This is a genomic window from Limosilactobacillus mucosae, assembly GCF_046939755.1.
GTDB lineage: Bacteria > Bacillota > Bacilli > Lactobacillales > Lactobacillaceae > Limosilactobacillus > Limosilactobacillus mucosae_A.
The window spans coordinates 1-23,149 of record NZ_JBKZAY010000008.1 but is presented as its reverse complement, the minus strand read 5'-3'; the positions used below and the strand labels follow the sequence as shown (position 1 = coordinate 23,149).

21 protein-coding genes and 2 other annotated features are annotated in these 23,149 nt (G+C 45.7%); of the genes, 8 read left to right on the top strand and 13 right to left on the bottom strand.

What is annotated here, in order from left to right; genetic code table 11:
* Positions 1-8 precede the first annotated feature (8 nt).
* The 11 genes from ACLUWI_RS04235 to ezrA form a co-directional block, all read right to left on the bottom strand.
* Entirely contained in the window at positions 9-656 is a 648-nt protein-coding gene (locus ACLUWI_RS04235) for an amino acid ABC transporter permease (protein ID WP_412146280.1), read from the bottom strand.
* A 170-nt stretch (positions 657-826) separates the two neighbouring features.
* Positions 827-1,057: a binding site (T-box leader), on the bottom strand.
* Between the two features lie 68 nt (positions 1,058-1,125).
* Complete coding sequence (mreD, locus tag ACLUWI_RS04230; RefSeq protein WP_412146279.1) at positions 1,126-1,662, bottom strand: rod shape-determining protein MreD; 537 nt, start codon at positions 1,660-1,662, stop codon at positions 1,126-1,128.
* A 12-nt stretch (positions 1,663-1,674) separates the two neighbouring features.
* Positions 1,675-2,526 carry a rod shape-determining protein MreC gene (mreC, locus tag ACLUWI_RS04225; RefSeq protein ID WP_412146278.1) on the bottom strand — a complete coding sequence of 284 codons (852 nt, stop codon included), beginning with the start codon at positions 2,524-2,526 and terminating at the stop codon, positions 1,675-1,677.
* A gap of 116 nt (positions 2,527-2,642) precedes the next feature.
* A complete protein-coding gene (locus tag ACLUWI_RS04220) occupies positions 2,643-3,650 on the bottom strand; it encodes a rod shape-determining protein (protein ID WP_412146277.1) in 1,008 nt (335 codons plus the stop codon).
* Between the two features lie 170 nt (positions 3,651-3,820).
* Positions 3,821-4,459, bottom strand: a complete 639-nt coding sequence (locus tag ACLUWI_RS04215; RefSeq protein WP_412146276.1) for a JAB domain-containing protein — start codon at positions 4,457-4,459, stop codon at positions 3,821-3,823.
* Positions 4,460-4,510: 51 nt separating this feature from the next.
* Positions 4,511-5,830 (bottom strand): bifunctional folylpolyglutamate synthase/dihydrofolate synthase, encoded by a 1,320-nt coding sequence (locus ACLUWI_RS04210; protein ID WP_412146275.1) that lies wholly within the window; start codon positions 5,828-5,830, stop codon positions 4,511-4,513.
* A gap of 113 nt (positions 5,831-5,943) precedes the next feature.
* Positions 5,944-8,601, bottom strand: coding sequence for a valine--tRNA ligase (locus ACLUWI_RS04205; RefSeq protein ID WP_412146274.1), 2,658 nt, complete (start codon positions 8,599-8,601; stop codon positions 5,944-5,946).
* 74 nt (positions 8,602-8,675) lie between these two features.
* Positions 8,676-8,895, bottom strand: a binding site (T-box leader).
* 57 nt (positions 8,896-8,952) lie between these two features.
* The gene (gene tpx, locus ACLUWI_RS04200; protein WP_412146273.1) at positions 8,953-9,459 is read right to left on the bottom strand and encodes a thiol peroxidase; all 507 of its coding nucleotides are present in this window, start codon (positions 9,457-9,459) and stop codon (positions 8,953-8,955) included.
* Between the two features lie 142 nt (positions 9,460-9,601).
* Entirely contained in the window at positions 9,602-10,822 is a 1,221-nt protein-coding gene (gene thiI / locus ACLUWI_RS04195; RefSeq protein WP_412146272.1) for a tRNA uracil 4-sulfurtransferase ThiI, read from the bottom strand.
* A 27-nt stretch (positions 10,823-10,849) separates the two neighbouring features.
* Positions 10,850-11,998, bottom strand: coding sequence for a cysteine desulfurase family protein (locus ACLUWI_RS04190; protein WP_412146271.1), 1,149 nt, complete (start codon positions 11,996-11,998; stop codon positions 10,850-10,852).
* Positions 11,999-12,186: 188 nt separating this feature from the next.
* Complete coding sequence (gene ezrA / locus ACLUWI_RS04185) at positions 12,187-13,893, bottom strand: septation ring formation regulator EzrA (protein WP_412146270.1); 1,707 nt, start codon at positions 13,891-13,893, stop codon at positions 12,187-12,189.
* A 128-nt stretch (positions 13,894-14,021) separates the two neighbouring features.
* Between ezrA and ACLUWI_RS04180 the strand changes: the two genes are divergently transcribed.
* Both ACLUWI_RS04180 and rpsD read left to right on the top strand, forming a co-directional pair.
* Positions 14,022-14,477 (top strand): GAF domain-containing protein, encoded by a 456-nt coding sequence (locus tag ACLUWI_RS04180; RefSeq protein ID WP_412146269.1) that lies wholly within the window; start codon positions 14,022-14,024, stop codon positions 14,475-14,477.
* Between the two features lie 194 nt (positions 14,478-14,671).
* Positions 14,672-15,280, top strand: coding sequence for a 30S ribosomal protein S4 (gene rpsD, locus ACLUWI_RS04175; RefSeq protein WP_033934417.1), 609 nt, complete (start codon positions 14,672-14,674; stop codon positions 15,278-15,280).
* Positions 15,281-15,492: 212 nt separating this feature from the next.
* Here the strand turns inward: rpsD and tkt are convergent, their stop codons facing one another.
* Complete coding sequence (gene tkt / locus ACLUWI_RS04170; RefSeq protein ID WP_412146268.1) at positions 15,493-17,508, bottom strand: transketolase; 2,016 nt, start codon at positions 17,506-17,508, stop codon at positions 15,493-15,495.
* Complete coding sequence (locus tag ACLUWI_RS04165) at positions 17,501-18,256, bottom strand: transaldolase family protein (RefSeq protein ID WP_412146267.1); 756 nt, start codon at positions 18,254-18,256, stop codon at positions 17,501-17,503. Before ACLUWI_RS04165 ends, tkt begins: the two co-directional genes overlap by 8 nt.
* 649 nt (positions 18,257-18,905) lie before the next feature.
* Between ACLUWI_RS04165 and ACLUWI_RS04160 the strand changes: the two genes are divergently transcribed.
* The 6 genes from ACLUWI_RS04160 (at position 18,906) to ACLUWI_RS04135 (ending at position 23,087) form a co-directional block, all read left to right on the top strand.
* Positions 18,906-19,586, top strand: coding sequence for a fructose permease (locus tag ACLUWI_RS04160; protein WP_412146319.1), 681 nt, complete (start codon positions 18,906-18,908; stop codon positions 19,584-19,586).
* Positions 19,587-19,632: 46 nt separating this feature from the next.
* On the top strand, positions 19,633-20,043 hold the full coding sequence (locus tag ACLUWI_RS04155) for a VOC family protein (RefSeq protein WP_412146266.1): 411 nt from the start codon (positions 19,633-19,635) through the stop codon (positions 20,041-20,043).
* A 99-nt stretch (positions 20,044-20,142) separates the two neighbouring features.
* Positions 20,143-20,613 (top strand): DUF1694 domain-containing protein, encoded by a 471-nt coding sequence (locus tag ACLUWI_RS04150; protein ID WP_412146265.1) that lies wholly within the window; start codon positions 20,143-20,145, stop codon positions 20,611-20,613.
* A 41-nt stretch (positions 20,614-20,654) separates the two neighbouring features.
* Complete coding sequence (locus ACLUWI_RS04145) at positions 20,655-21,914, top strand: replication-associated recombination protein A (RefSeq protein ID WP_412146318.1); 1,260 nt, start codon at positions 20,655-20,657, stop codon at positions 21,912-21,914.
* A 318-nt stretch (positions 21,915-22,232) separates the two neighbouring features.
* Complete coding sequence (locus tag ACLUWI_RS04140; protein WP_412146264.1) at positions 22,233-22,517, top strand: hypothetical protein; 285 nt, start codon at positions 22,233-22,235, stop codon at positions 22,515-22,517.
* An 87-nt stretch (positions 22,518-22,604) separates the two neighbouring features.
* On the top strand, positions 22,605-23,087 hold the full coding sequence (locus ACLUWI_RS04135; RefSeq protein ID WP_074504715.1) for a universal stress protein: 483 nt from the start codon (positions 22,605-22,607) through the stop codon (positions 23,085-23,087).
* The last annotated feature ends 62 nt before the right edge of the window (positions 23,088-23,149 follow it).

Below are 23,149 nucleotides of genomic sequence, written 5' to 3'. Positions count from 1 at the left end.
GCCTCCTTTTACTTAAAGTATGAGTAGCGCTTTTCAACCTTGTTCAGGATAAACGTGCAGATCCCAATCAAGATTAAGTAGATCAAGCCAACCAAAAGCAATGGCACCAAAGTTACGTCCCGTGCCGTAGCAACATTGCCAGCCCGCAACAGATCGCCCAGGCCAATTACGTATACCAGCGATGAGTCCTTAACCAGATTGATAACTTCATTCCCAATTGATGGAATTACAATCTTGACGACCTGTGGAATCACGATCTTACGCAGCGTCTGACCATAGCTCAAACGCAGAACTCGTGCTGCCTCATATTGGCCTTGATCGATTGACTGAAAGCCACCCCGAAAAATTTCGGCAAAGTAGGCACCATAGTTAAGAATAAAAGCAAACAGCGCTGCATCATAACGCTGAAACACAATACCAACAATCGGCAAGCCATAAAAAACAAAAATTAATTGCAACAGCAATGGCGTGCCTCGCATCAGCCAAACATAGATCTCAAGTACCCATTGCAGTGGACGAAACTTGGAAGTCAGTCCTAAACTAACCAAGATTCCTAAAGGCAGTGAGCCAAGCAGCGTCCAGAAAAACAGCTTTAATGTCATGCCAGCGCCTTGAAATAGCGATGGCAGAATCTCCATAATATAGTGCATTGACATGATGTAACCTCCCTCAAATGCTTCGATAACAAAAAACGTCCTCAACAGCCATGAAGACTGTCGAGGACGCCGCAGCGTGATCCCACCTCGGATTTGCAAGGGCTTCGCAGCCATTGCCTCATTAAGTTCAAATTTTCCAGAAAAGCAAAAACGCCCCTGAGCACAATGGCTCAGAGGGCGTTGCCGCGGTTCCACCTCATCATTACAGCCAGCTCACGCTTAACTGCCTTAGCGAGTTCAAATTTAAACTCTGTGCTGTAACGGGCTTCCCCGGAGCGACTTACTAAATTCGATCGCCCAACTCGCAGATGTGATTCACTGTTGCCTTCTGGTCGCTTCCCATCAACCGCGACTCGCTAAGCAGACGACTAAACAGCTACTAGTCTGTTCTTTGTTTTTGTTATCGTTTTTTAATAATTGTCAGTATCTTACTATCATCCTGCGACCTTGTCAAGGCCTCGTCATAAATTTAACGACGTTCGGTATCGGCAGCCCATGTAATCAGCTTTTGCAATGGAAAATACAAAAACACCAAATAAACCAGATTCAAAAGCAGTGTTGGCAGCAGCGTATTCAATAAAAAGCTACCTAAACCAACTTTGGCAATTCCAACCGCCGCATAGGCCCAATAGTTAAAAAGCTCAAAAACCGTCAGATCAATCAAAAAGATTAAAGCAATCATAGGAAATGTTGGTGTTACAAACTTAGCCAATACCTTAGTCAGACCAATGACCATTGGGTAAAGAAACATAAACAATCCCAAAATCCCTGAATAGTAGAGATCACAAAAAATCCCTGCCACAACCGAAAATCCAATCAATGGAATCTGAATATCGCCTTCAAAAAAATACGAACAAACCAACCAGACAATGACCAATTGACTAACCATTGCGTAGGGATAATGAAAGAAAAAGCCTGCAAATACCTTGCTTAAAGAACCATCCAAAAAGAGTGCAGCGAACAGGCCCAAAGGAAACACATATCTCAACCGGGATAATCTATACATGTCACACCGCCTCTAATCGTTTAATTCCGCTACCGTAACGATATTGATCTCGTTAAAGTTCGTAGCCGGCTTGATGTAGACTTTCTTAGCCAGTCCATAGTCATCCTTGCCGATACGTGAGACTTTGCCGACATAGAGTCCTTTTGGCGTAATACCACCCATTCCGTTGGTTACGACCTTAGCACCTTTTTTAAGCTTGGCCGTTGAGGTTACCTGCCCCATAATCAGTTCATTGGTCGTAGCATTATAACCGGTAATAATTCCATTGACGCTCTTGCCATCGGTACCATTGATCACAATTGAAAAACGATTGGATGATTCGCTGGTGTCGCTGAGCAGCTCAACTTTACTGTTGGTCTTATTGACTTCCGCCACTCGACCAATTAAGCCGCCGCCAGAAAGCACCGGCATATTCTTTTTAATACCACTGGTCTGCCCCTTGTTAATCACCAATTGCTGCTGCCATGAAGAAGGCGTTCTGGACATTACGGCCGCGCTAACGGTTGAATAGTCGGTCAGTGAATTTTTGAGCTTTAATTCCGCTTTTAACTGCTTATTTTCCTGGGCCAGCGTTTGGTCACGAACCTTAACCTGGGCCAGCTCAGACACTTTCTGCTTCAGCTCGCGATTTTCCGTGTAGGCATTCATCAATCCAGAAACTGAATCAGCGACTCCCTGTACGGCATTGACCGGATATGCCACGATGCCATCGGCAAAGCCGGCGATATCATTACCAAACTGCTGAATCAGCGGCGGAGTTGAGCGACGATTGCGCATCGCAATCGAGCCGCCCATCAAGCCAAAGCAGACTACCAGAATTACCACTGTAATTACCAAGCGGCGATTCGAAAAAAACTTCTGCATTTTTATCCTCCAATGCACCCAGATACATTTAACGGGGCTGGGCAAAACAAATCGTTTTGCGACCAGCCCCGCCCTGTTAACTGTGTATCAGTTATTCTCTTTACTCGTTTGCGTGACTACTTGCTTTTTTTCATCACGTCAATGCTCTTCAGTGACTCACCAGTCCCGATAGCAACACAGTCCAATGGATCATTGGCGATAAATACTGGCACCTTGGTAGCGTCCGCAATAACTTCTGGCAAGTGCTTAAGCAAGGCACCGCCACCAGTCAGCACGATCCCGTGATCGATTACGTCAGCCGCAATTTCCGGTGAGGTTTCTTCCAGCGTTCCCTTGATAGCCTCAATAATGGCTTCTACAACGTCTTGCAAGGCGTTAGAAACATCAACTGCTGAAACTTCTTTAGTCTGTGGCAGACCAGTTACCAGATCACGGCCACGGACTTCGGTCGTTCCCATTTCCTTAGCTGCCTCAACAGAAGCTGAACCAATATCCCACTTAAGCTTTTCCGCCGTACGTTCACCAATCAGCAGGTTCTTGTTTTGACGAACGAACTGTGCAATCGCATCATTCATCTTGTCGCCAGCCATGCGAATCGAACGACTTGAAACGATGCCGCCAAGCGAAATCGTAGCAACATCCGTCGTACCGCCACCAATATCAACAACCATGCTTCCAGTTGGATCCATAACCGGCAGACCAGCACCAATTGCAGCTGCAAAAGGTTCTTCGATCACATAGGCATCGCGTGCGCCGGCAACCCGCGTCGCGTCAATTACGGCGCGCTTTTCAACTTCCGTAATGCCACTAGGTACACAGACCATTACATATGGCTTGCCGCCATTTTTGCCGAGTGCCTTTTCCATATAGTGCTTCATCATAGCAACCGTCGTGTCATAATCGGCAATCACGCCATCTTTCATTGGACGAATCGCTACAATGCTTGCAGGCGTGCGTCCGATCATATCACGTGCTTCTTCGCCCACCGCAATGACCTCGCCGCTCTTTTTATTGCGGGCAACTACGGATGGTTCACGCAAAACGATGCCTTTGCCTTCAATGTAAACAATAGTATTGGCAGTACCAAGATCAATGCCAATATTTTTTGCTCCAATTCCTAGCAATCTGTTTCTTCCCTTCGTATACAAAAGTAGTCGTTCATTTTCATAATACAATAGCGTTGATATTATACCATAGCCGAACGTTAAATTAACAGACATTACTATACACCAAACGCCAGAGAAAAACAGCATTGCTATTCATCATTCAGGCTTCCTTAACCGAATTTTAAAATTCAATTCGCAATTTGGTCATTAAATGTCGCATGCGCTTCTTGGCTTTCCCGCCAGCTGTAATAGTCCTGGCTACCAATCACAAGGCAGTCCAACAGATGCAGTCCCAGCAGCTGACAGCCCCGTTCCAACCGTCGCATAAAGCTCAGATCCTGCCTGGATGGTTCGGGATCACCTGAAGGATGATTATGAACCATGATCAGACCAAATGAATTCCAATGCAACACGTAGCGAAAAATTTGATCCGGATAGAGCATGCATTCTGCCTGACCGCCTTTAAACAAGCAGCGCCGTGCTATGATCTCGTTGTGCACGTCCGTACAAAGCACTTCAACTGACTCTTGTGTTTGTCCAGCCATCTCATCCATCAAAAATTGGCCAACCTCATTGCTGGAATAGGCGTGACCCAAGATATCATGCGGACATGTTAAAATCAGATTTCCCAGCTCAATTGCTGCCAAAACCGGTTTGAGACGTTGGCGATCGTACCCCAAAAAAGCATCCTGTTCTTCCATCGTCATATTACGAAAAACAGCTGGCGTGGGAAACAGTTCTAAAAAATGATTGGCAAGGTCACTTTCTTGATCAAATACCATGTTGATCAATGCTACATAGCGCTGCTGGCAAGTTTTTTCAATCATTTGATTACCTCCTCTGTCATTACTATATGCAAGACAGAGCAGATTTTATTTTTAATCAGCAAAAAAACGTCGAACCTCTGAGATAAAGTACAGCGAGCCAGTAATCAAGATAACATCATCGGCCGAAACTTCTCTTGATAAATGCAGCAATCCCCCTTGCCAGCTGGGCGCCGTCTCAATTGGCCAATGTGTTTTGATGTCTTTAGCTGCCTTTTTTAAATCTGCGCTCGGCCGCTTTGGACCGGGGCCGGCAAAATTGGTCAGCATCAAGTGCACATTGGACAGGCTGGCAATCTCTCCTAACATCAGCTGATATTGTTTATCAGCCAGAATTGCTACCAAAACATAGATCTCCATCCCTTTAAAGTCATTTTGCAGCGTTGTTGTTAAAGCCTGCATTCCGGGCAGATTATGAGCACCGTCTAAAACAACCAATGGTGAGTTATTGACGATTTCCAACCGCCCCGGCCAACGTGTGTTAACCAGGCCTGCTTTGAAAGCTTTAACGTCAATTTGCATTCCACGGTGTTTTAAGTAAAGCTGCGCCATGGTGAGTGCAACAGCTGCATTATCAACTTGATACTCGCCAAGCAGGCTTAACTGAAATTTTTGCCGATGAAGCATTAGTCCATCATATTCGATTTCATTTCTTAACTGATGATTGTTCAGTTTTTTAGCCATAAACTGCTGCCCGTTTTCATACAATGGTGCCTGTTTATTTTGTGCATTTTCGATGATTGTCTGTCGTGCAGCCTGAGGCAATCTACCAATCACTACTGGCACATTTGGTTTGATGATACCAGCTTTTTGATATGCAATCTCAGCCAGTGTATTACCCAAAACATGCATATGATCGTAGCCAACCGTAACAATACCGCTGACTGCTGGCACGATAACATTGGTTGAGTCATAAAGGCCGCCAATTCCCACCTCGAGAATTACAACATCTGGTTTTTTTTGTGCAAACCAGGTAAACATGATTGCTGTATCAATCTCAAATTCAGTGGGACCACCCTCGGGTAATACTTGGTCTAAATAATCAACAACTGGTGCTACTTTTTGCGCAGCCTTTACCAGCTCATCATCTGGAATTGATTGTCCATTCAGCGAGATCCGCTCATTAAAACGGACAATAAACGGCGAGGTAAAAGTCCCTACCGTCAAGCCGCTCGCCATTAAAAGCGATCGCAGCATGGCTACGGTTGAACCCTTGCCATTGGTACCGGTAACGTGCAGATAGCTGAGATTTTCTTGTGGATTGCCAAGTTCTTTCAAAAATCGCCGCATTCGTTTCAGCGTTGGAATCTTTTTAAACTTAGTCCGGCCATGAATAAATGCCAGTGCATCATCATAGTTCTGAATATTTATCATGATAAATCCTTTCATTTTTGCTCCCAATTATAGAACAATTGTTCGTAAAAATCGATTTGATTTGTAAAAAACATCCCCAAAGCTCGATTGAACTCTGGGGATGTCTTACTTAATTAGGCATTCCGCAGCGAAGCAAGACGTGCTTGAGCTGCTTCCAGCTTTTGCTTCCATTCAACTGCCTTAGCACGTTCTTCGGCTACAACAGCTTCAGGAGCATTGTTGACAAATTTTTCATTGCCGAGTTTCTTTTCAGAGCGCTGAACTTCTTTTTCCAACTTGACAATCTCTTTTTCCATCCGAGCCTGTTCTTCTTGCAAATCAACCAACTCAGCCATTGGAATGTAGACTTCAGCACCGGTTACGATTCCGCTCATGGCCAGTTTTGGCGCCTGCGTATCGGTAGCAATCTGCAGGTTGGCTGGATGACAGAAGCGCTTGATGTAGTCTGCATTGGCCAAAAGCATGTCAGCAGCAGCCTGGTCATCTGTCTTGACCAGCAGATCAACCGGTTTGGACATTGGCGCATTGGCCTCATTGCGGATGTTACGAACAGCAGTGATCAGTTCGATCAGCCGCTTCATCTGTTCTTCTGATTTTTCATCCGTAAATTCATCATGAACGACTGGGTAGTCAGCAACCATGATCGACTTGCCTTCATGCGGCATGTCTTGCCATAACGCTTCGGTAACGAATGGCATGATTGGGTGCATCAGTTTAAGCGTTTGGTCGAGCACGTAGCCTAAAATGTTCTTAGTGTCGGCCTTTTCTGCTTCAGTACCATTGTTGAGCTTTTCTTTAGTCATTTCAATGTACCAGTCACAGAAGTCGTTCCAGATGAAGTTGTACAGACAGCGGCAAGCTTCACCAAAGTCAAATGACTCAAACTGATCAGTAACCTGCTTGACCGTTGCGTTCAAACGACTCAAAATCCAACGGTCAGCCAGATCCCACTTATCTTGGGCCGGCAGCTTTGGTGCGTTTTGCATGTCGCCAAGGTTCATGATTACGTAACGGCTGGCATTCCAGATCTTGTTGATAAAGTTCCAGGCCGCATCCATCTTCTTGTAAGAGAAACGAATATCTTGACCAGGCGTGGAACCCGTAACCAGGAACCAGCGCAAAGCGTCCGTACCATACTTTTCGATGACGTCCATTGGATCAATCCCATTACCCAAAGACTTGCTCATCTTGCGGCCCTGCTCATCACGAATCAAGCCGTGCAGCAAGACGTTGCGGAATGGTGCCTTGCCGGTAAACTCAAGGGATTGGAAGATCATCCGGGCAACCCAGAAGAAAATGATGTCATAACCGCTGACCAGCGTGTTGGTTGGGAAGTAGCGCTTAAAGTCAGCTGAATCAGTATCAGGCCAGCCCATCGTTGAAAATGGCCACAATGCCGAACTAAACCAAGTGTCCAGCACGTCTTTGTCTTGTTCCCAGTTTTCGACGTCTTTTGGTGCTTCCATGCCAACATACATTTCGCCGGTCTGCTTGTTGTACCAAGCTGGAATCCGGTGACCCCACCATAATTGACGTGAGATAACCCAGTCATGCACGTTTTCCATCCATTGAGTAAAGGTATGTTCAAAACGTTCTGGGACAAAGTTGACCCGATCAGCCGTCTTTTGGTTGGCCAATGCTTTTTCGGCCAGTGGCTTCATCTTAACGAACCATTGCGTTGAAAGCCGTGCTTCGACCTGTACGCCCGTCCGTTCAGAGTGACCAACAGAGTGCACGATTGGATCGATCTTCAACATGTAGCCGCCGTCTTCTAGATCCTTAGCGATTGCCTCACGCGCTTCAAAACGATCCATCCCGCAGTATTTGCCGGCATTTTCGTTCAATGAGGCATCTTCGTTCATCGTGTTGAGCTCTGGCAGATTATGACGCTTGCCGACCAAGAAGTCGTTGGGGTCATGTGCCGGCGTGATTTTAACCATCCCAGTACCAAAGTCTGGCGTTACGTAATCATCGGCAATGATTTCGATCTCACGGTTGACCAGTGGTACCATGACATGCTTGCCGACCAGTTCCTTGTAACGTTCATCATTTGGGTTTACGGCAACGGCTTCATCACCAAACATGGTTTCAGGACGCGTCGTGGCAACTTCAATGTAGTCCTTGCCATTAAACGTCGTGCCATCCGTGAATGGGTACTTGACATGGTAGAAGGCACCCTTGTCGTCTTTATGGATAACCTCCATGTCAGAAAGCGCCGTCCGTGCCTGTGGATCCCAGTTGATAATGTAAGTTGCTCGGTAGATGAGCCCCTTATTGTACAGATCAACAAAAACCTTGCGAACGGCTTTGTTCAGGCCCTCATCAAGGGTAAAGCGTTCACGATCGTAGTCAACTGAGATTCCCAGCTTAGCCCACTGTTTGTGGATGATGTCTGCATATTCATCTTTCCAGTCCCATACTTGTTGAATAAACTTTTCGCGACCCAGGTCATAGCGTGAAATGCCTTGTTCGCGCAGCCGTGCTTCAACCTTCGCCTGCGTTGCAATACCGGCGTGGTCCATCCCTGGCAGCCACAAAACGTCATAGCCCTGCATCCGCTTTTGCCGAATAATCATATCCTGCAGCGTCGTGTCCCAGGCATGACCCAAGTGCAGCTTACCAGTAACGTTAGGAGGTGGAATAACGATTGAATATGGCTTGGCTTTCTTATTACCGCTTGGCTTAAAGAACCCTTCATCGATCCACCACTGGTAGCGCCCTTCTTCAATTGAAGCTGGGTTGAACTTGGTGGACATGTTCTTTTCTGACATGGCAAGTTCCCCTTTCAAATTTACAGTTATTGGTTAATTTAATTGGCATCAAACAAAAAAAGACTCGCCCTAATAATTAGGACGAGTCTGCTCGCGGTACCACCTAAATTGAAACCCATCGAAAGACAGGTTTCCGCTCAAACATGGGATATCGGCCATGAACCGGAATCACCTACTTGGTTTCAGCAATTCTGCTCGCGAGCTACTTTCAACCTGGAAAGCCGAACCTTTTTTCAGCAACAAGGTCTCTCTGAACAGCTTTATCAAGTCTACTCTCTCGTTCAATGCTTGAATAGCGTAATAATAAAAGAAATTTTTGATAACGTCAAGTCGATTCAAATAATTTTTTAATTATTTAGCAGACGCGCCCAATTTTTCCACCGCATTCAAGGCAGCCAAGTAGTCAGGCTCATGCGTCATTTCAGGAACGATCTGTCGATAGACGATCTGGCCATCAGCATCAATGAGGAAGATTGACCGTGCCAAGACGCCTTCATCAGGGATCAAAAGCTTCATTGCATAGCCAAATGACTGTTCATAATCAGATAAAAGCTCAGCATTTGGGATATCATTGGCCGCACACCAGCCCTTCTGCTCGTTAATTGGATTGGTGGAGACCGTAATCAAGCGGACGTCAGGATATTCAGCCATTGCCTTGTTGAATTTGCGTGACTGCAGCGAGCAGACCGACGTATTGATGTCTGGTACGACTGAGAATAAAGTTGGCTTGCCCAGCAGCTCACGAGTCTTAACACGTTGATTCTGAGCATCAAACAGCTTAAAGTGAGGAATTTCCGTACCTACTTCTGGCGGATTGCCTACCAGCTGCATCTTCTCACCATTGACAGTAACTTCCACGATGAACGCTCCTTTCAGTTTCACAGCGTTTTTTAATTTTGTGTGGGAACAGTATACCAAATTTAGCACCATTCGAATAGCCAAATCCGGTGTTTGAAATAAAAAAGCTGATGCATTAAAAAGTCTTGCATCAGCTTAAATTTTACAGCAATTCGGCGAATACGTCTTGATTCTGATTCAAGAATTCGTCACCAGCATGAATCTCAGTAATTTTAATGTTTTCCAAAGCCCGCTGCATCAACCCTTCAACATCTAGCCGTGCTTCATAGGCCCGCGTCCGTTTCAGGTTCGGCTTGGTTTTTGGCGATGGTGGCGTAAAGACCGTACAGCAGTCCTCATATGGCAGAATCGACAATTCATAGGTATCGATTTCTTCGGCGATCTTGATGATTTCAGTCTTATCAAACGACAGAACCGGCCGCAGCACTGGCCAGGTAGTTACATCGTTGATGGCTACCATGCTTTCCATTGTCTGTGAGGCTACCTGTCCAAGGCTTTCACCGTTAAAGATGGCCAGACCATGGCGCTTCATAGCTAAAGCCGCAGCCAGTCTAAGCATCAATCGACGCTGGACGGTCATCAGATAGCCTTCGGGAACCTTTTCCTTAACCGTTTCTTGAATTTCAGTAAACGGCACTTGAATGAACTTAATGCTGCCACAATATTTTGCCAGTTTGCTGGTCAGTTCCTTTGATTTGGCTAATGCCTGTTCACTGGTATATGGAGGACTGTAGAAGTGCACCATCTCCAAAGAAACCCCACGCTTCATGGCCAGGTAGGCAGCAACTGGTGAATCGATTCCGCCTGAAAGCATCATCATACCCTTACCAGCCGTTCCAACCGGCAGACCACCTGCGCCCTTGATCTTTTCACTAGTCAGATAGATCCCGCTCTTACGAATCTCAACCATCAGATCAATATCTGGATGGTGAACGTCAACTGTTAAAAGATCAGGAAATTCTTTTAACAGATAGGCTCCCAGCTCACGATTCATCTCAAACGTCCCCATTGGAAAGCCATGGTCGGCATGCCGGGTACTGATCTTAAAGGTTGCCGGTTCTTTTACCTGTTCTCTAATCATCTTAGCCGCTGCCTGCTTAACTGCCTCAAAGTCGCTTTCAACTCGCAAAGAAGGCGAGAAGGTCTGGATCCCAAATACCTGCTTCAGGCGATCCATGACCTGACTGCTGTCGGCACCGTTTAAGTCAATATGCATCCGGTCTCTTTGCGGATGAATCTTAACCTGATCAAAGCCATGCAACGCCTTGGTAACATTGGCTCCCAAACGGTCAATAAAGTTCTTTTGGTTGCGTCCTTTAGTCGAAAGCTCGCCGTAACGCACCATAATTTCATCATATTGCATTTTACAACTAGATTTTCCTTTCAAAAACTAATCGATAATCTTCTTAAAACCGGCATACAGCTCATCAAAGACTCGATTGAACTCATCAGCCTCAGCCAGAGTGTTTTGATCCCCCAGGCTGATCCGGACGGCACTGGTTGCAATCTCATCGGGAACCTTCATAGCCGCCAAAGTCCCGGCTTCAACGTGCTTCTTTGAAGAGCAGGCACTGGTCGTTGAAATATAGATGTCGTGATCTTCAAAAGCATGCACGATCGTTTCACCACGTACGCCAACAATTGCAAACGTTAAAATGTGAGGAGCAAATGAATCATCATTTTGTGAGATAACCTCAACGTGTTCAAAATTCTTGATATGATCGTAAATCCGCGTTTTGATTGCTTTTTCACGCTCAACGGCCTGCTTTTCGTTTTGTTTGACCAACCGTAATGCCTTGGCCATCGCAACAAAACCAGCCGTATTTTCAGTCCCGTTGCGACGGCCGCGTTCCTGCCCGCCACCGTCGATCAGCGGAGCCAGCTTGCGGCCTGATTTGGCATATACAAAGCCAGTCCCGCGCGGTGCATGGAATTTATGACCAGAAAAGACCGCAAAATCAACTCGATCCGAGAAGACAATGTCATCGATTCCCTTGCCGATTGCCTGCACCGCATCCACCATAAAGTGAATCTTAGGATAGTCCTTTAAGATTTCACCAATTTCCTTGATTGGCTGAATCGTACCAATCTCATTGTTGACAACCATTGATTCAACCAGGATCGTGTCTGGACGCAGCGCTTTTCTAACGTCTTCCGGATCAATACGTCCCTGGTCATCGACTGGCAGATAGGTAATCTCAAAGCCAAGGTCGGCTAATCGCTCCATTGAATTACGTACCGCAGCATGCTCAACACTGGTCGTAATGATGTGCTTGCCATATTGACGCTTTTCAATTGCCGTTCCTTTAATGACCCAGTTGTCGCCTTCTGAACCGCCACTGGTAAAAACGATCTCACTTGGCAAAACGCTAAACAGGTCCGCAATCTGCTTACGTGCCTGCTCTTGAAGATTCCATGCCATCTCACCAACCTTATGCAGACTGGAGGGATTCCCCCAAATCTTTTGGCAGACTTGATTATACGTATCCAAAACTTCCGGCCAGATCTGTGTCGTGGCACTATTGTCAAAATAAATCATACTGTGCTTGCTCCTTTAATGCACGCGGGAAAAAAGTTTTTCCTCGCAAGATATTGCCGCCGATGGATCACATCCGCGACGAAGGTTCGGCTCCTAAAACAACGCTACATTATAACAGATCATGAATCTTTTAACCATGATTGACGTCCGAAAATAAAAAACGCGTCAACGAAATGACGCGTTTTTTATTAAGAATTTCGCTTAAGCTCAGCGTAGTAACGCTGCTCCATTCGCTTATAAGACCCCGGCTCAACTTTTTCAACGGCTTTTTCCAAGATTTCCAGACTGCCTGGATAGTTATAACGATTGAATTCCTTTTGTGCCTGAGCAATTGCATCATTAATCTCTTCATGGTCAATACTGAGCCGGTTGGCATATTGAATCAGCCGTTCGGTCAGTTCGGCACTGTCTCTTAAGTCATCAGTTTTTTCCTGCAGCGTTTCAAGATCGTCTTGCACGATTAAAAGCTGCTTGGTGATGTCTTCCATATCAATCTTAACCTGGCTGATTGCATCGGCTAGTTTACCAATTTCATCACTGACCAGGAAGAAATAATCCATGTAGTCTTGGGGAATTCCCGGCAGATTCAGTGACTCCACACGCCGTTTGATTGTACGAATCTCAACTGAGAATCGCTGCAGCGTTTTTTTGGCTCGCGCCTCATCAGACTGAAGATCAGCAACACTATCATTAATCTGTTTTTGCTGTTCTTCGATTGCCGTCAATGACTTTTCATTATCAGTCTGACGAGCAACGACCTGGCTGTCAATAGCTTCTTCGACTGCCAGTGCTTCTTGATCTTGGTCATATGATGCCTGCAGTTGCCGCAACTGTTCGTCAAGGCCGCGTGCGTTGGCCAGTTCGTCATTGTTAAGCGTATAGTTAAGACTTAAACGTTCCAGTTCATCAATCAGCTCACGATTCTGCTGTTTGGCATGACTCAAATGCCGACCTACATCGCGCATCAATGGTGCAACTTTTGGCCGAGCATCAAGTTCGCGCTGCATAACATCGTAAAGCTGCTCAATATGCTGCGTCAGCTGATCATTTACCGTTGCCGCCTCATCCAGTCGCAAGGCATTCAAATCAGCATCTGCTTGTTCGCAAAGCTGACCAAGCCGCTCAATTTCTTGATCGATCTGGCCATCAGCAAAGTTATAGTGGTGTCGTTTCAGCTGCTCATAGCCATTTTTTAGTTCCTGCAGCTGGGTGGGAAATTCTGTCAGTAGTGGCTTATAGATATCTGGAATTTTTTGCATCAGTCGGGCCAATTTCTCGGTATCCTGCTGCAACTCGTTAAGTACGTCTTGGGCCGCTTCATAGTCGCCCTTAGCTGTAAGCGTGGTAAACTTGGCAAAACGAGCTTCCAGATTAGTCAAACGCTGGCGCAGAGCCGTACTGCTTTTACCATAGCGATAGCTGTTTTCTTCCAGGTCATTATGAAACTGCTGATATTGTTTTTTCAGCTCGCTAATTGCTTTTTGATGCTCTGCCTTGGCATCATCGATTTTTTTCAAACCTTCTTCAAGATTTGTCTGTTCACTCAGCAGCTTGGCAGTTGCATCCTGCAGCTTACGCAGATCCGGCTTGACTTTCAATAGGTTAAAGCCATGCAGATCTTGAGCAATTTGATCGGCCAAGTCATCAACTCGACTGGCAGCCGTCAGGAATTCATCTTGATATTCATCCTTGAGCTGATTAAAATCCTTCAGCGAGTCGCCGCTCAGCTCCGGATTCGCGTTTTTGGCCAGCCGTTCATCCAAATGAGCTGCCATTGCGGTAGTTTTTTGATTCAGCAGGGCGTCTACTGCATTAAGAATTCGCTTTTGATAGACGTATACACCAATAATTACCAACGCAGCAATAACTAAAATTCCGATCAACACTTGAAACATCTATATCCCACCTAATTTTGCACGGTTTATGCTTTGCGTTTTTCACCGTTTAATCATAAAATTTTACTAATTAAAATTATATCATATCTACTCTTGACAACTTATTATTTATCGGAGGGATTTTTATTTTGCCAAACTTTAAGCTTATTAACGCCCAGTTGGCTGCCTTATTGGAAAATGAAACCAACTTAATTGCTAATCTGGCCAATGCCTCAGCACTCTTAAACGACAGCGTTGATCAACTGAACTGGGTTGGCTTTTACCTTTATGATCCTAAAGAAAACGAACTGATTCTGGGACCATTTCAAGGTCATCCGGCCTGCATGCATATCGCAATGAATAAAGGCGTCTGTGGTCAGTCAGCTGCTCAGCGGCAGACATTAGCGGTTGATGACGTCACCAAATTTCCTGGCTATATCTCATGTGATGCTGCCGCCCGTTCTGAGCTTGTGATTCCATTGATTAAAGATCAGCAATTACTTGGTGTCTTGGATTTAGATGCCCCAGTTGAAAAAAGATTTGATGTAAAAATGCAGGCTGGTATTCAATCTTTTGTCGATGAACTGATCAAACATCTTGACTAGGCATGTTTTTCGAGTTAAAGTACTCTTTGTGTAAAATAATGCAGCAGTGAGGGGCAAGCTCGTCAACAGACCAATGCCGCATGGTGTTTCCAGTAACCCAGCTGCAAGGGTGAACGATCCAATTGGCCTGCACGAATGTCAAGCTCACAATCGGATTATTTTACTCCAAATAATTTTATTGGAGGAATTCTAATATGTCTCGTTACACTGGCCCTAGCTGGCGTGTATCTCGCCGTCTCGGCATGTCTCTGTCCGGTACCGGTAAGGAACTGGCTCGTCGCAACTACGCACCTGGTGATCACGGTAATGACCGTCGTGGCCGCCTGTCTGAATACGGTATGCAACTGCGCGAAAAGCAAAAGCTGCGTTACATGTACGGTATGACTGAACGTCAATTCCGTAACCTGTTCAAGCGTGCCGGTAAGATCAAGGAAGGCACTCACGGTACTAACTTCATGATCCTGCTGGAACGTCGTCTGGACAACATGGTTTACCGTCTGGGTCTGGCTACTACTCGTCGTCAAGCTCGTCAACTGGTTAACCACGGTCACATCACCGTAGATGGCAAGCGCGTTGACATTCCTTCCTTCGAAGTTAAGGTTGGTCAAGTCATCTCTGTTCGCGACAAGTCCAAGAACCTGGACGTTATCAAGAACGCTGTTGAAGCCGTTGTTGCACGTCCTTCATACGTTGAATTCGATGCTGACAAGCTCGAAGGTAAGCTGGTTCGCCTGCCAGAACGTGAAGACATGAACGCCGACATCGACGAAGCGCTGATTGTCGAATTCTACAACAAGCTGTAATATCTGATTACGGTTTATTTCTTAAAAAGCTCTGTGATTTAAAATCACAGAGTTTTTTATTTTTAACAATGCACGGATATACTAAATTCAAGCCAAAAAGGCCATGAGCGACTGGGATGATAGATCGCTCATGGCCTTTGGGGATTTTTGGAGTATTTTGAGGTTTAGAGATTAAGATTTATGTGTGATACGTAGTTTTTAGAAAACAGCGGCTAGCCATTAACGGCCATTTGATCTGATTTTTCATTTTCAAGCCCGGCTGTCTGCTTAAAGGCTGCAGCAACATGCTCTGGCGTGAAGCCAAACTTTTCAATAACCTGTTCGCCTGGCGCACTGGTACCGAATTCATCAACACCCATTACCGTACCATTTAGGCCGACAAAACGATGCCAGCACATTGAACTGCCCATTTCGATTGCCAAGCGCTTATCCAGACGCGGCGGCAACACCATTTCTTGATATTGCTTTGACTGCCGTAAGAAACGTTCCTGACATGGCATTGAGACAACCTGCACGTCAATGCCTTCTTTGGCCAATCGTTCTCTAGCCTGCAACGCCAAAGAGACTTCAGAGCCGCTGGCAATCAAGATTCCAGCCGGATGATTGGTTTGAGCCGGCGCCAAGACATAGGCACCTCGTTCTACTGGTGCATGCTTGACTGCTGCCAAAACCGGCAGCCCCTGACGCGAGGTGACAATTACGCTCGGCCGATCAGTGGTTTTGCCAATAACCTGCCAGGTAGCAATCGTTTCATTGGCATCAGCCGGACGGTAGACATCGACGCCCGGCATCGAACGCAGTGCCGCCAGCTGCTCAACAGGCTCATGCGTTGGACCATCTTCACCAACGGCCAAGGAATCATGAGAAAAAACAAAAGCAGTCGGGATTTTCATTAAAGCAGCCAAACGAACGGCCCCTTTAAGATAATCGCTAAATACCAAAAACGTGCTGCCAAAGGCTCGGGTACCGCCATGCAGCGTGATTCCGTTCAAAGCTGCTGCCATGCCGAATTCCCGCACGCCAAATCGCAGATTGCGGCCTAATGGATTTTCCGCCGCAAAATTATCATCTTTTTTCAGCAGCGTTTTGTTAGAACTGGCCAGATCAGCTGCCCCTCCCCAAAACATCGGATTCTGACGGGCAATTTCCTGGAGGGCATCATCACATACCAGCCGTGTGGCAATTTTTTCACCTGGCTCATAGTTCAAGTCGGCATCACTTAGCTTAAACTCATCATTCATTAATTGAGCGGCCAGCTGCGGATACTGCTGCTGATAGGAAGCCCACATTTCCAGCCAGCGTTGGTATTGCTTTTCTTTGGCAGCCACTAATTCTTGGAAGTGATCATAAACAGCCTGTGGTACGGTGAAGGATGGCTCATGCCAGTCAAATCTTTCTTTAAGCACAGCCAGACCATCTTGACCAACCGGCGTACCATGAACTTTGTTGGTTCCCTGCTTAGGCGCGCCGTAGCCGATTACCGTCTTAACTTCAATCAAAGTTGGCTTGTCAGCGCGTTTGGCCCGCCATAAGGCTGCATCAATCTGAGCCAGATCATTGCCGTCCTCAACGCGTTCATAATTCCACGAAGCCGCCTTGACACGCTGTTCAACATTGTCATGCGTACTCATTGACAATGGGCCATCCAGTGAAACATCATTTGAGTCGTAGAGTACGATCAGCTTATTAAGCTGCAGATTACCAGCGATATCCAAGGCTTCTTGACTGATGCCCTCCATTAAGTCGCCATCACCTGCCAAGGCATAGGTGTAATGATCAATTACCGGCATTCCTGGTCGATTGCACTGCGCGGCTAAATGCTTTTCTGCAATTGCCATGCCAACAGCCATGCCAAGACCTTGGCCCAAGGGACCGGTCGAGGCGTCAACCCCCGGGGTCCAACCATATTCCGGATGGCCTGGCGTTTTGGAACCCATTTGACGAAACGCCTTCAAGTCATCAATAGTGAGATCAAAACCATTTAGATGCAGCAGACTGTAGAGCAGCGCAGAACCATGACCTGCTGACAAGACAAAACGATCACGATTGATCCACTTAGGCTGCTTAGGGTTAAAACGCATATGATATTCAAACAGCGTGTAAGCCATTGGCGCGGCATCCAAAACGATCCCAGGATGACCACTGCGTGAGGCTTCAATCATTTCTACACCCAGCATCCGAGCAGCCGTAACTGATTTTTGATCCAAAGTTGCTTGCTGATTACTCATTAACTGCCGCCTCCTCCGCAACTTCATCCAGAATGCTGAATCCCAGCGTACTAATATCTTGATCAAAACCACGAACCGTATCCAGGGCAACGTCTTCTGGCGTAAACTCGCGCCGTGCCAGCCACTTTTGTAAAATTGCCGGTGGTACCGTGATAATATCGATCCCAGCCTGCTTAGCCTGACGAATGTTGTCGACTTCACGCGTTGAGGCCCACAACAATTCAACGTTTGGATGCAGATGCGACATCGCTACACTGGCATTGACAAAGGAAGTTGGATCGGCTCCCGTATCAGCAACTCGTCCTACAAACAGTGAAATAATTGCTGGCGTCTGTTCGTCCAATGCTTCTAGTGCCAAGCGTACCTGTTCACTGGTCGTTACTGCGGTAATGTTCAGCTTGATGCCGGCATGTGCCAGTTGATAAATCAGTTCCGTATTAGGCTGCCCATTCAAGTTTAAAATCGGAATCTTAACATAGACATGTTTACCTAATGAACTTAAGATTTCTGCTTCCCGCTGCATTTTTTGAGGATCTTGTGAAAAAACCTCAAAAGACAGGGAAGCTTCTGGAAATTCGCTTACCACTTGTTTGGCAAACGTCAGGTAATTAGTAACCCCTGCCCGTTTCATCAGTGATGGATTGGTTGTAAAGCCCGTTACTTCTGGCAGTTTGGCCATTTGACGCATATCATCAATGACAGCACCGTCAGCATAGATGGCAATCGTTTTTTGCTCAGTTGATTGCATTTCTCTAGCTCCTTTGTTAAATATACCAATTTTTAGTTAACAATTAATTCATGACTCGTATCATGACTGAATTTACCAACGTCGTCAATCGAATTTTGAAATTATTTTTGCTAATCGGTTAGCAATACCAATTCATTCTTGTGCACTTGCCATCAGTCATCATTTGGATTAATCGCCGTTATATCAACGATAATTCACATCTGGACCATTGGATAAACGTGACTTTATATTGTTAAGCAATCGATTGCGCAAAACTTTATATTTTTTAGTTACATATGATCTTATTTTCATTTACACCCTTATGATACTCCTATACCAATTTCAAATTGAGCAAGATGGAGCTGCCAAAAGACTGTGAATCAAACAACAAATTCATGAAAAAACTTAAAAATATCTCGATAATACGATGGAGATCTGCTATTCGATTGCAGCAGTAAAGAAATCGCTTTACCAAACTAGAATCAAAATCCTTTTTTACGTTTTAAAATCTGTCAACCGGTTGACATTAACGATTGCTAGGGGTATCTTTATCGTGGCAAGTGAAATCTATCACCAATTTTCAAAACGTGATCTTGTCAGGAAGAAGGGAATCAATTTGGAACAAGCAAGTTCAAAAAACGTCACCGCGGCACCGAAGCGTACCATTTCAATGCCGGTCAGTATCGCCTACTTTGCCCTATCGATCGTTATCAACTCGATGGGAAATGTTTTGACGCTGGTTACCAGTTCACATATTCATCCGCATTTTTTGGGATCCGCCTACTGGACGGCGGCTGAAAACAATCTTGGTATTGCCGTCTTGGGTAATAATTCAATGACACTGTTTTGGGCATTTATGGTTCTTGGGATGCTAACCTCAATCTTAAACGCAATTCTGATGCATAAATGGGAATGGAAACGAATTTTTGGCAATTTCATGTTTATGCTGCCGTTTTCAATCTTTATTCAATGGTTTTCTGATATTTTCAACCGAATCATGCCTGATGCTCATTCTTTGCCAATGGTAGTTTTGTACGTTCTGATAAATTTCTTAGGCGTTACTTTTATTGGAGTGGCCATTTCAATCTATCAGCGAGTAAATCTGGTGCTGCACCCTGCTGATGATTTATTCCAGATTCTACGTTTTCGTTATTTCAAAGGCAATGCAACTTTATCAATGTGGGCGTCATATATTCCACCAACAATTATGGCTCTGCTGGCTTTCCCTAAAATGGGGCTGGCAAACTTTGGTCTCGGAACGATTTTTGCGTTGCTCTTCCAAGGCAGTATTACTGGGCTTGCCGATCGAATTGTTTTCCCTAACCTCAAGCATCAAGCCTTAGATGTTTAGACTCTTCACTTTTATTAACAACAGTTTTGATTAAAGGAGAAAAATTATGGCATTCAACAAAAGTTTAGCTGGCTACTTCGATGATCTGCAACACATTGGCATTCCAACTGACGATCTGCAAAAAACGGTTGCTTTTTGGGAGAAGCTCGGTTTCAAGATGCTGGGCAATTTTGATACTGATAACCAGGGTAATGAGGTTGTCTTTATGCAATACGCTCATCTGACTTTGGAAATCTGGACTGGTGATGGTGCCGTTCGCCAAACCGGTGCAATCAACCATATCTCTTTAAATACTTCTGATGCCGATGCCGCCTTTAAAGCAGCCAAGGCAGCCGGCTTTAAGATGAAAGAAAATGAAGTTCAGCATCTCGACTTTTGGCAGCATGGCATCAAGTTCTTCAATATTGAAGGACCAAATGCTGAAACCATTGAATTCTGTGAAATCGTCAAAGACTAGGATGATTCGCGCCATTGCTTAATGCAGTGGCGTTTTTTTATTATTCAAGATCAATCAATGATACAATAGGATGAAACTACCTACGAAGGAGCAACATGCATGGCGAACGAAGAAAAAAGTGCAGTTGATCAGCGCCTGCAAAACGCGGTCTATGGCACGCCTAAAATCAATCCCGATGAGCAAAGACGCTATCTGGGAACTTTTCGTGAGCGGGTCTGCCTGACGATCAGCATAGCTCAGCTTGGCGAACGCGACTGGTCTGATGCCCTGCGATTGGAGCTTAAAAAAGGAATCGGCAATCTCGTCTTTTTAAATGGCAATCTGGATGATGAGCAGCTGCGTCCATATATGCAAGCGGCCGTTCAAGAACATGCCAGCTTCACTTTAAAAACGGATCCTGAATTTTTAACGGATCCTGAAAAAATGGCAGTCGTAGTAGCGGCTAAAACTGCGGTCTACCAATCGCCAGTTGATGTTGCCAAGCGCTATCCAAATCTGTTAAAGTCAGCTCCTCAAGTCAAGACGCCAGCCAAGCAAGGTTTTTGGCAGCGACTGTTTCATTCTAGATAAAACAAAGGAGGCATTGTTTTTTGCAGCCATTAGCCTATCGCATGCGGCCGCGCAATCTAAACGAAGTCGTTGGTCAGCAGCATTTGGTTGGTCCTGGCAAGATCATCAATCGCATGGTTAAGGCCAAAATGCTCAGCTCAATGATTCTATACGGTCCGCCTGGCACCGGCAAAACCAGTATCGCCAGCGCCATTGCCGGCTCAACCAAGTATGCCTTTCGCATGCTGAACGCCGCCACCGATTCAAAAAAAGATCTGCAGATTGTCGCCGAAGAAGCTAAAATGAGTGGAACCGTGATTCTGCTGCTTGACGAGATTCATCGCCTTGATAAAACCAAGCAGGATTTTTTGCTGCCTCATTTGGAAAACGGCCATATCATCTTAATTGGCGCCACGACCGAAAACCCGTATTTGTCGATTAATCCCGCTATTCGCAGCCGTACTCAGATTTTTCCGGTCTACCCTTTGGCTGAAAAAGACATCAGCCTGGCCATTGACCGCGCCCTCACCGACCAAGAGCGGGGCCTGGGGAAAATGCCGCTGGAACTGGCCGACAATGCTCGTCAGCAGCTGATTCGCGCCGTCAATGGCGATTTGCGCAGTGCGTTAAATGGATTGGAGCTGGCCGCAAAATCAACCAATCCAGCTCAAGACGGTAAAATCCACCTAACACTGCCGATTATTGAGGAATGCGTCCAGAAAAAAGCCCTATCTGCCGATAAAGATGGCGATGCCCACTATGACGTCATTTCTGCTTTTCAAAAATCGATCCGCGGCAGTGATGTCGATGCCGCGCTTCATTATTTGGCACGGCTAATTGCGGCGGGCGACCTGCCAAGCATCGCCCGCCGCCTGACCGTAATTGCCTATGAGGATATTGGTCTGGCAAACCCGCCAGCCGTTCAGCGAGCCATCACGGCAATTCAGTCAGCTGAAAGAATCGGTCTGCCAGAAGCTCGCATTCCACTGGCCGACGCCGTAATCGAACTTGCACTGTCGCCCAAGTCAAATTCTGGTATCCAAGCCATCGATGCTGCTTTAAAGCGCATCGATCAAGGCAACTTCGGCGAGATCCCCAACTGGCTAAAAGATGCTCACTACCAAGGTGCCAAAAAACTTGGCCATGGTGTTGACTACCAGTATCCGCATGATTTTCCACAGGACTGGGTTCGCCAGCAATATCTGCCAGATAAAATCAAAACTGATGAGTATTATCATCCCAAGCCAAACGGTGAATTTGAAAAAGCCCTGGGAATTCAGTATCGACGGCTGCTAAAGGCACAGCGCCAGCCAAGAAGTTGAAAACGATTGCACCTGTTTAAAAAAAATGCTAACATACTAGTAGAGGTTCTGTAGTGTGCGTGTTGTCTAATTCGCAGTCTTGCCTTACAGTTTCGTTACTTTGGGACTAGTGCCTCGACACTGTAACGACATGCCTTCTCACTTGGTAGTCGAAGCTTTGTCGGCCATGGCCCACCTGTCTTATCCACAGGTCAACACTGAAAGACAATTAACGGCATGAACGGAGCCGATACATATCATAATCAAGCGGGATTGAAATCATTACTGGTTTCAATCCCGCTTTTATGGTACCTTGGCAGAGAAAGGAGTTTTGATTTTTTGATTACTGTTTTAATGATCATTTTTGCCGCAATTATGCTGATTGAAAGCTGGTATCTATTAAGTCACCGCAAGACCGGTATCTTCGGTCAAGCCGCTACTGAGCGCAGTCTTCGCCACTGCAGCATCTGGGGCTGGCTGCTGCTGATCTGGGGCATCGTAAGTCTGATTGCCGCATTTTTCTCAGATCACGTTGGCTTAATCGCAACCGTATTAGTGATTGGCTGCCTGGCTGATATGGCAATGGCACTGGCAACTAGCTCGTTAGTGTTCAGAAAACACTAATTTCATAAACATTTTTTTGCGAAAGCCTTTACAATGTTGTAAAATATAAATAAACGAAGAAGCTTAAGCATTAAGGGGGTACTTGATATGACTCAACAATACCAACACATTTTGGTTCCTGTAGATGGATCAAAGGAAGCTGAACTGGCTTTTAAGAAAGCTGTTGCTGTTGCTAAACGGAATGGTGCTGATACGGAATTGCGCCTGCTGCACGTTGTTGATACTCGTGCTTTCCAAAACATCTCCAGTTTCGACAGCTCAATGGTTGAACAAGTAACCACGACTGCCAAGAAGACGCTGGATCAATACGTTGACTACGCTAAAAAACAAGGCGTTGCCAATGTCAGCTACACGATTGAATACGGCGCGCCTAAGACGATCATTGCCCGCGAAGTGCCAAAGGAAATGCACGCTGACCTGATCATGATCGGTGCCACTGGTTTAAACGCCGTTGAACGGATCTTGATTGGCTCGGTTACTGAATTTGTTACTCGGACTGCAATCTGTGATGTCTTAGTCGTTCGTACCGATTTAGACAACCAACCAATTCCAGTTCAAAAAAAGCGCTAAAGCATAATTAAAAGCGGCTGGGAAAAAAGTCCCATTTTCCTCTTAACTTAAATGAAATACCG

Coding starts and splice junctions, on each gene's coding strand:
- ACLUWI_RS04235 (WP_412146280.1), bottom strand. CDS start 656: ATGTCAATGCACTATATTATGGAGATTCTGCCATCGCTATTTCAAGGC.
- mreD (WP_412146279.1), bottom strand. CDS start 1,662: ATGTATAGATTATCCCGGTTGAGATATGTGTTTCCTTTGGGCCTGTTC.
- mreC (WP_412146278.1), bottom strand. CDS start 2,526: ATGCAGAAGTTTTTTTCGAATCGCCGCTTGGTAATTACAGTGGTAATT.
- ACLUWI_RS04215 (WP_412146276.1), bottom strand. CDS start 4,459: ATGATTGAAAAAACTTGCCAGCAGCGCTATGTAGCATTGATCAACATG.
- ACLUWI_RS04210 (WP_412146275.1), bottom strand. CDS start 5,830: ATGATAAATATTCAGAACTATGATGATGCACTGGCATTTATTCATGGC.
- ACLUWI_RS04205 (WP_412146274.1), bottom strand. CDS start 8,601: ATGTCAGAAAAGAACATGTCCACCAAGTTCAACCCAGCTTCAATTGAA.
- thiI (WP_412146272.1), bottom strand. CDS start 10,822: ATGCAATATGATGAAATTATGGTGCGTTACGGCGAGCTTTCGACTAAA.
- ACLUWI_RS04190 (WP_412146271.1), bottom strand. CDS start 11,998: ATGATTTATTTTGACAATAGTGCCACGACACAGATCTGGCCGGAAGTT.
- ezrA (WP_412146270.1), bottom strand. CDS start 13,893: ATGTTTCAAGTGTTGATCGGAATTTTAGTTATTGCTGCGTTGGTAATT.
- rpsD (WP_033934417.1), top strand. CDS start 14,672: ATGTCTCGTTACACTGGCCCTAGCTGGCGTGTATCTCGCCGTCTCGGC.
- tkt (WP_412146268.1), bottom strand. CDS start 17,508: ATGAGTAATCAGCAAGCAACTTTGGATCAAAAATCAGTTACGGCTGCT.
- ACLUWI_RS04165 (WP_412146267.1), bottom strand. CDS start 18,256: ATGCAATCAACTGAGCAAAAAACGATTGCCATCTATGCTGACGGTGCT.
- ACLUWI_RS04160 (WP_412146319.1), top strand. CDS start 18,906: ATGCCGGTCAGTATCGCCTACTTTGCCCTATCGATCGTTATCAACTCG.
- ACLUWI_RS04155 (WP_412146266.1), top strand. CDS start 19,633: ATGGCATTCAACAAAAGTTTAGCTGGCTACTTCGATGATCTGCAACAC.
- ACLUWI_RS04150 (WP_412146265.1), top strand. CDS start 20,143: ATGGCGAACGAAGAAAAAAGTGCAGTTGATCAGCGCCTGCAAAACGCG.
- ACLUWI_RS04145 (WP_412146318.1), top strand. CDS start 20,655: ATGCGGCCGCGCAATCTAAACGAAGTCGTTGGTCAGCAGCATTTGGTT.
- ACLUWI_RS04135 (WP_074504715.1), top strand. CDS start 22,605: ATGACTCAACAATACCAACACATTTTGGTTCCTGTAGATGGATCAAAG.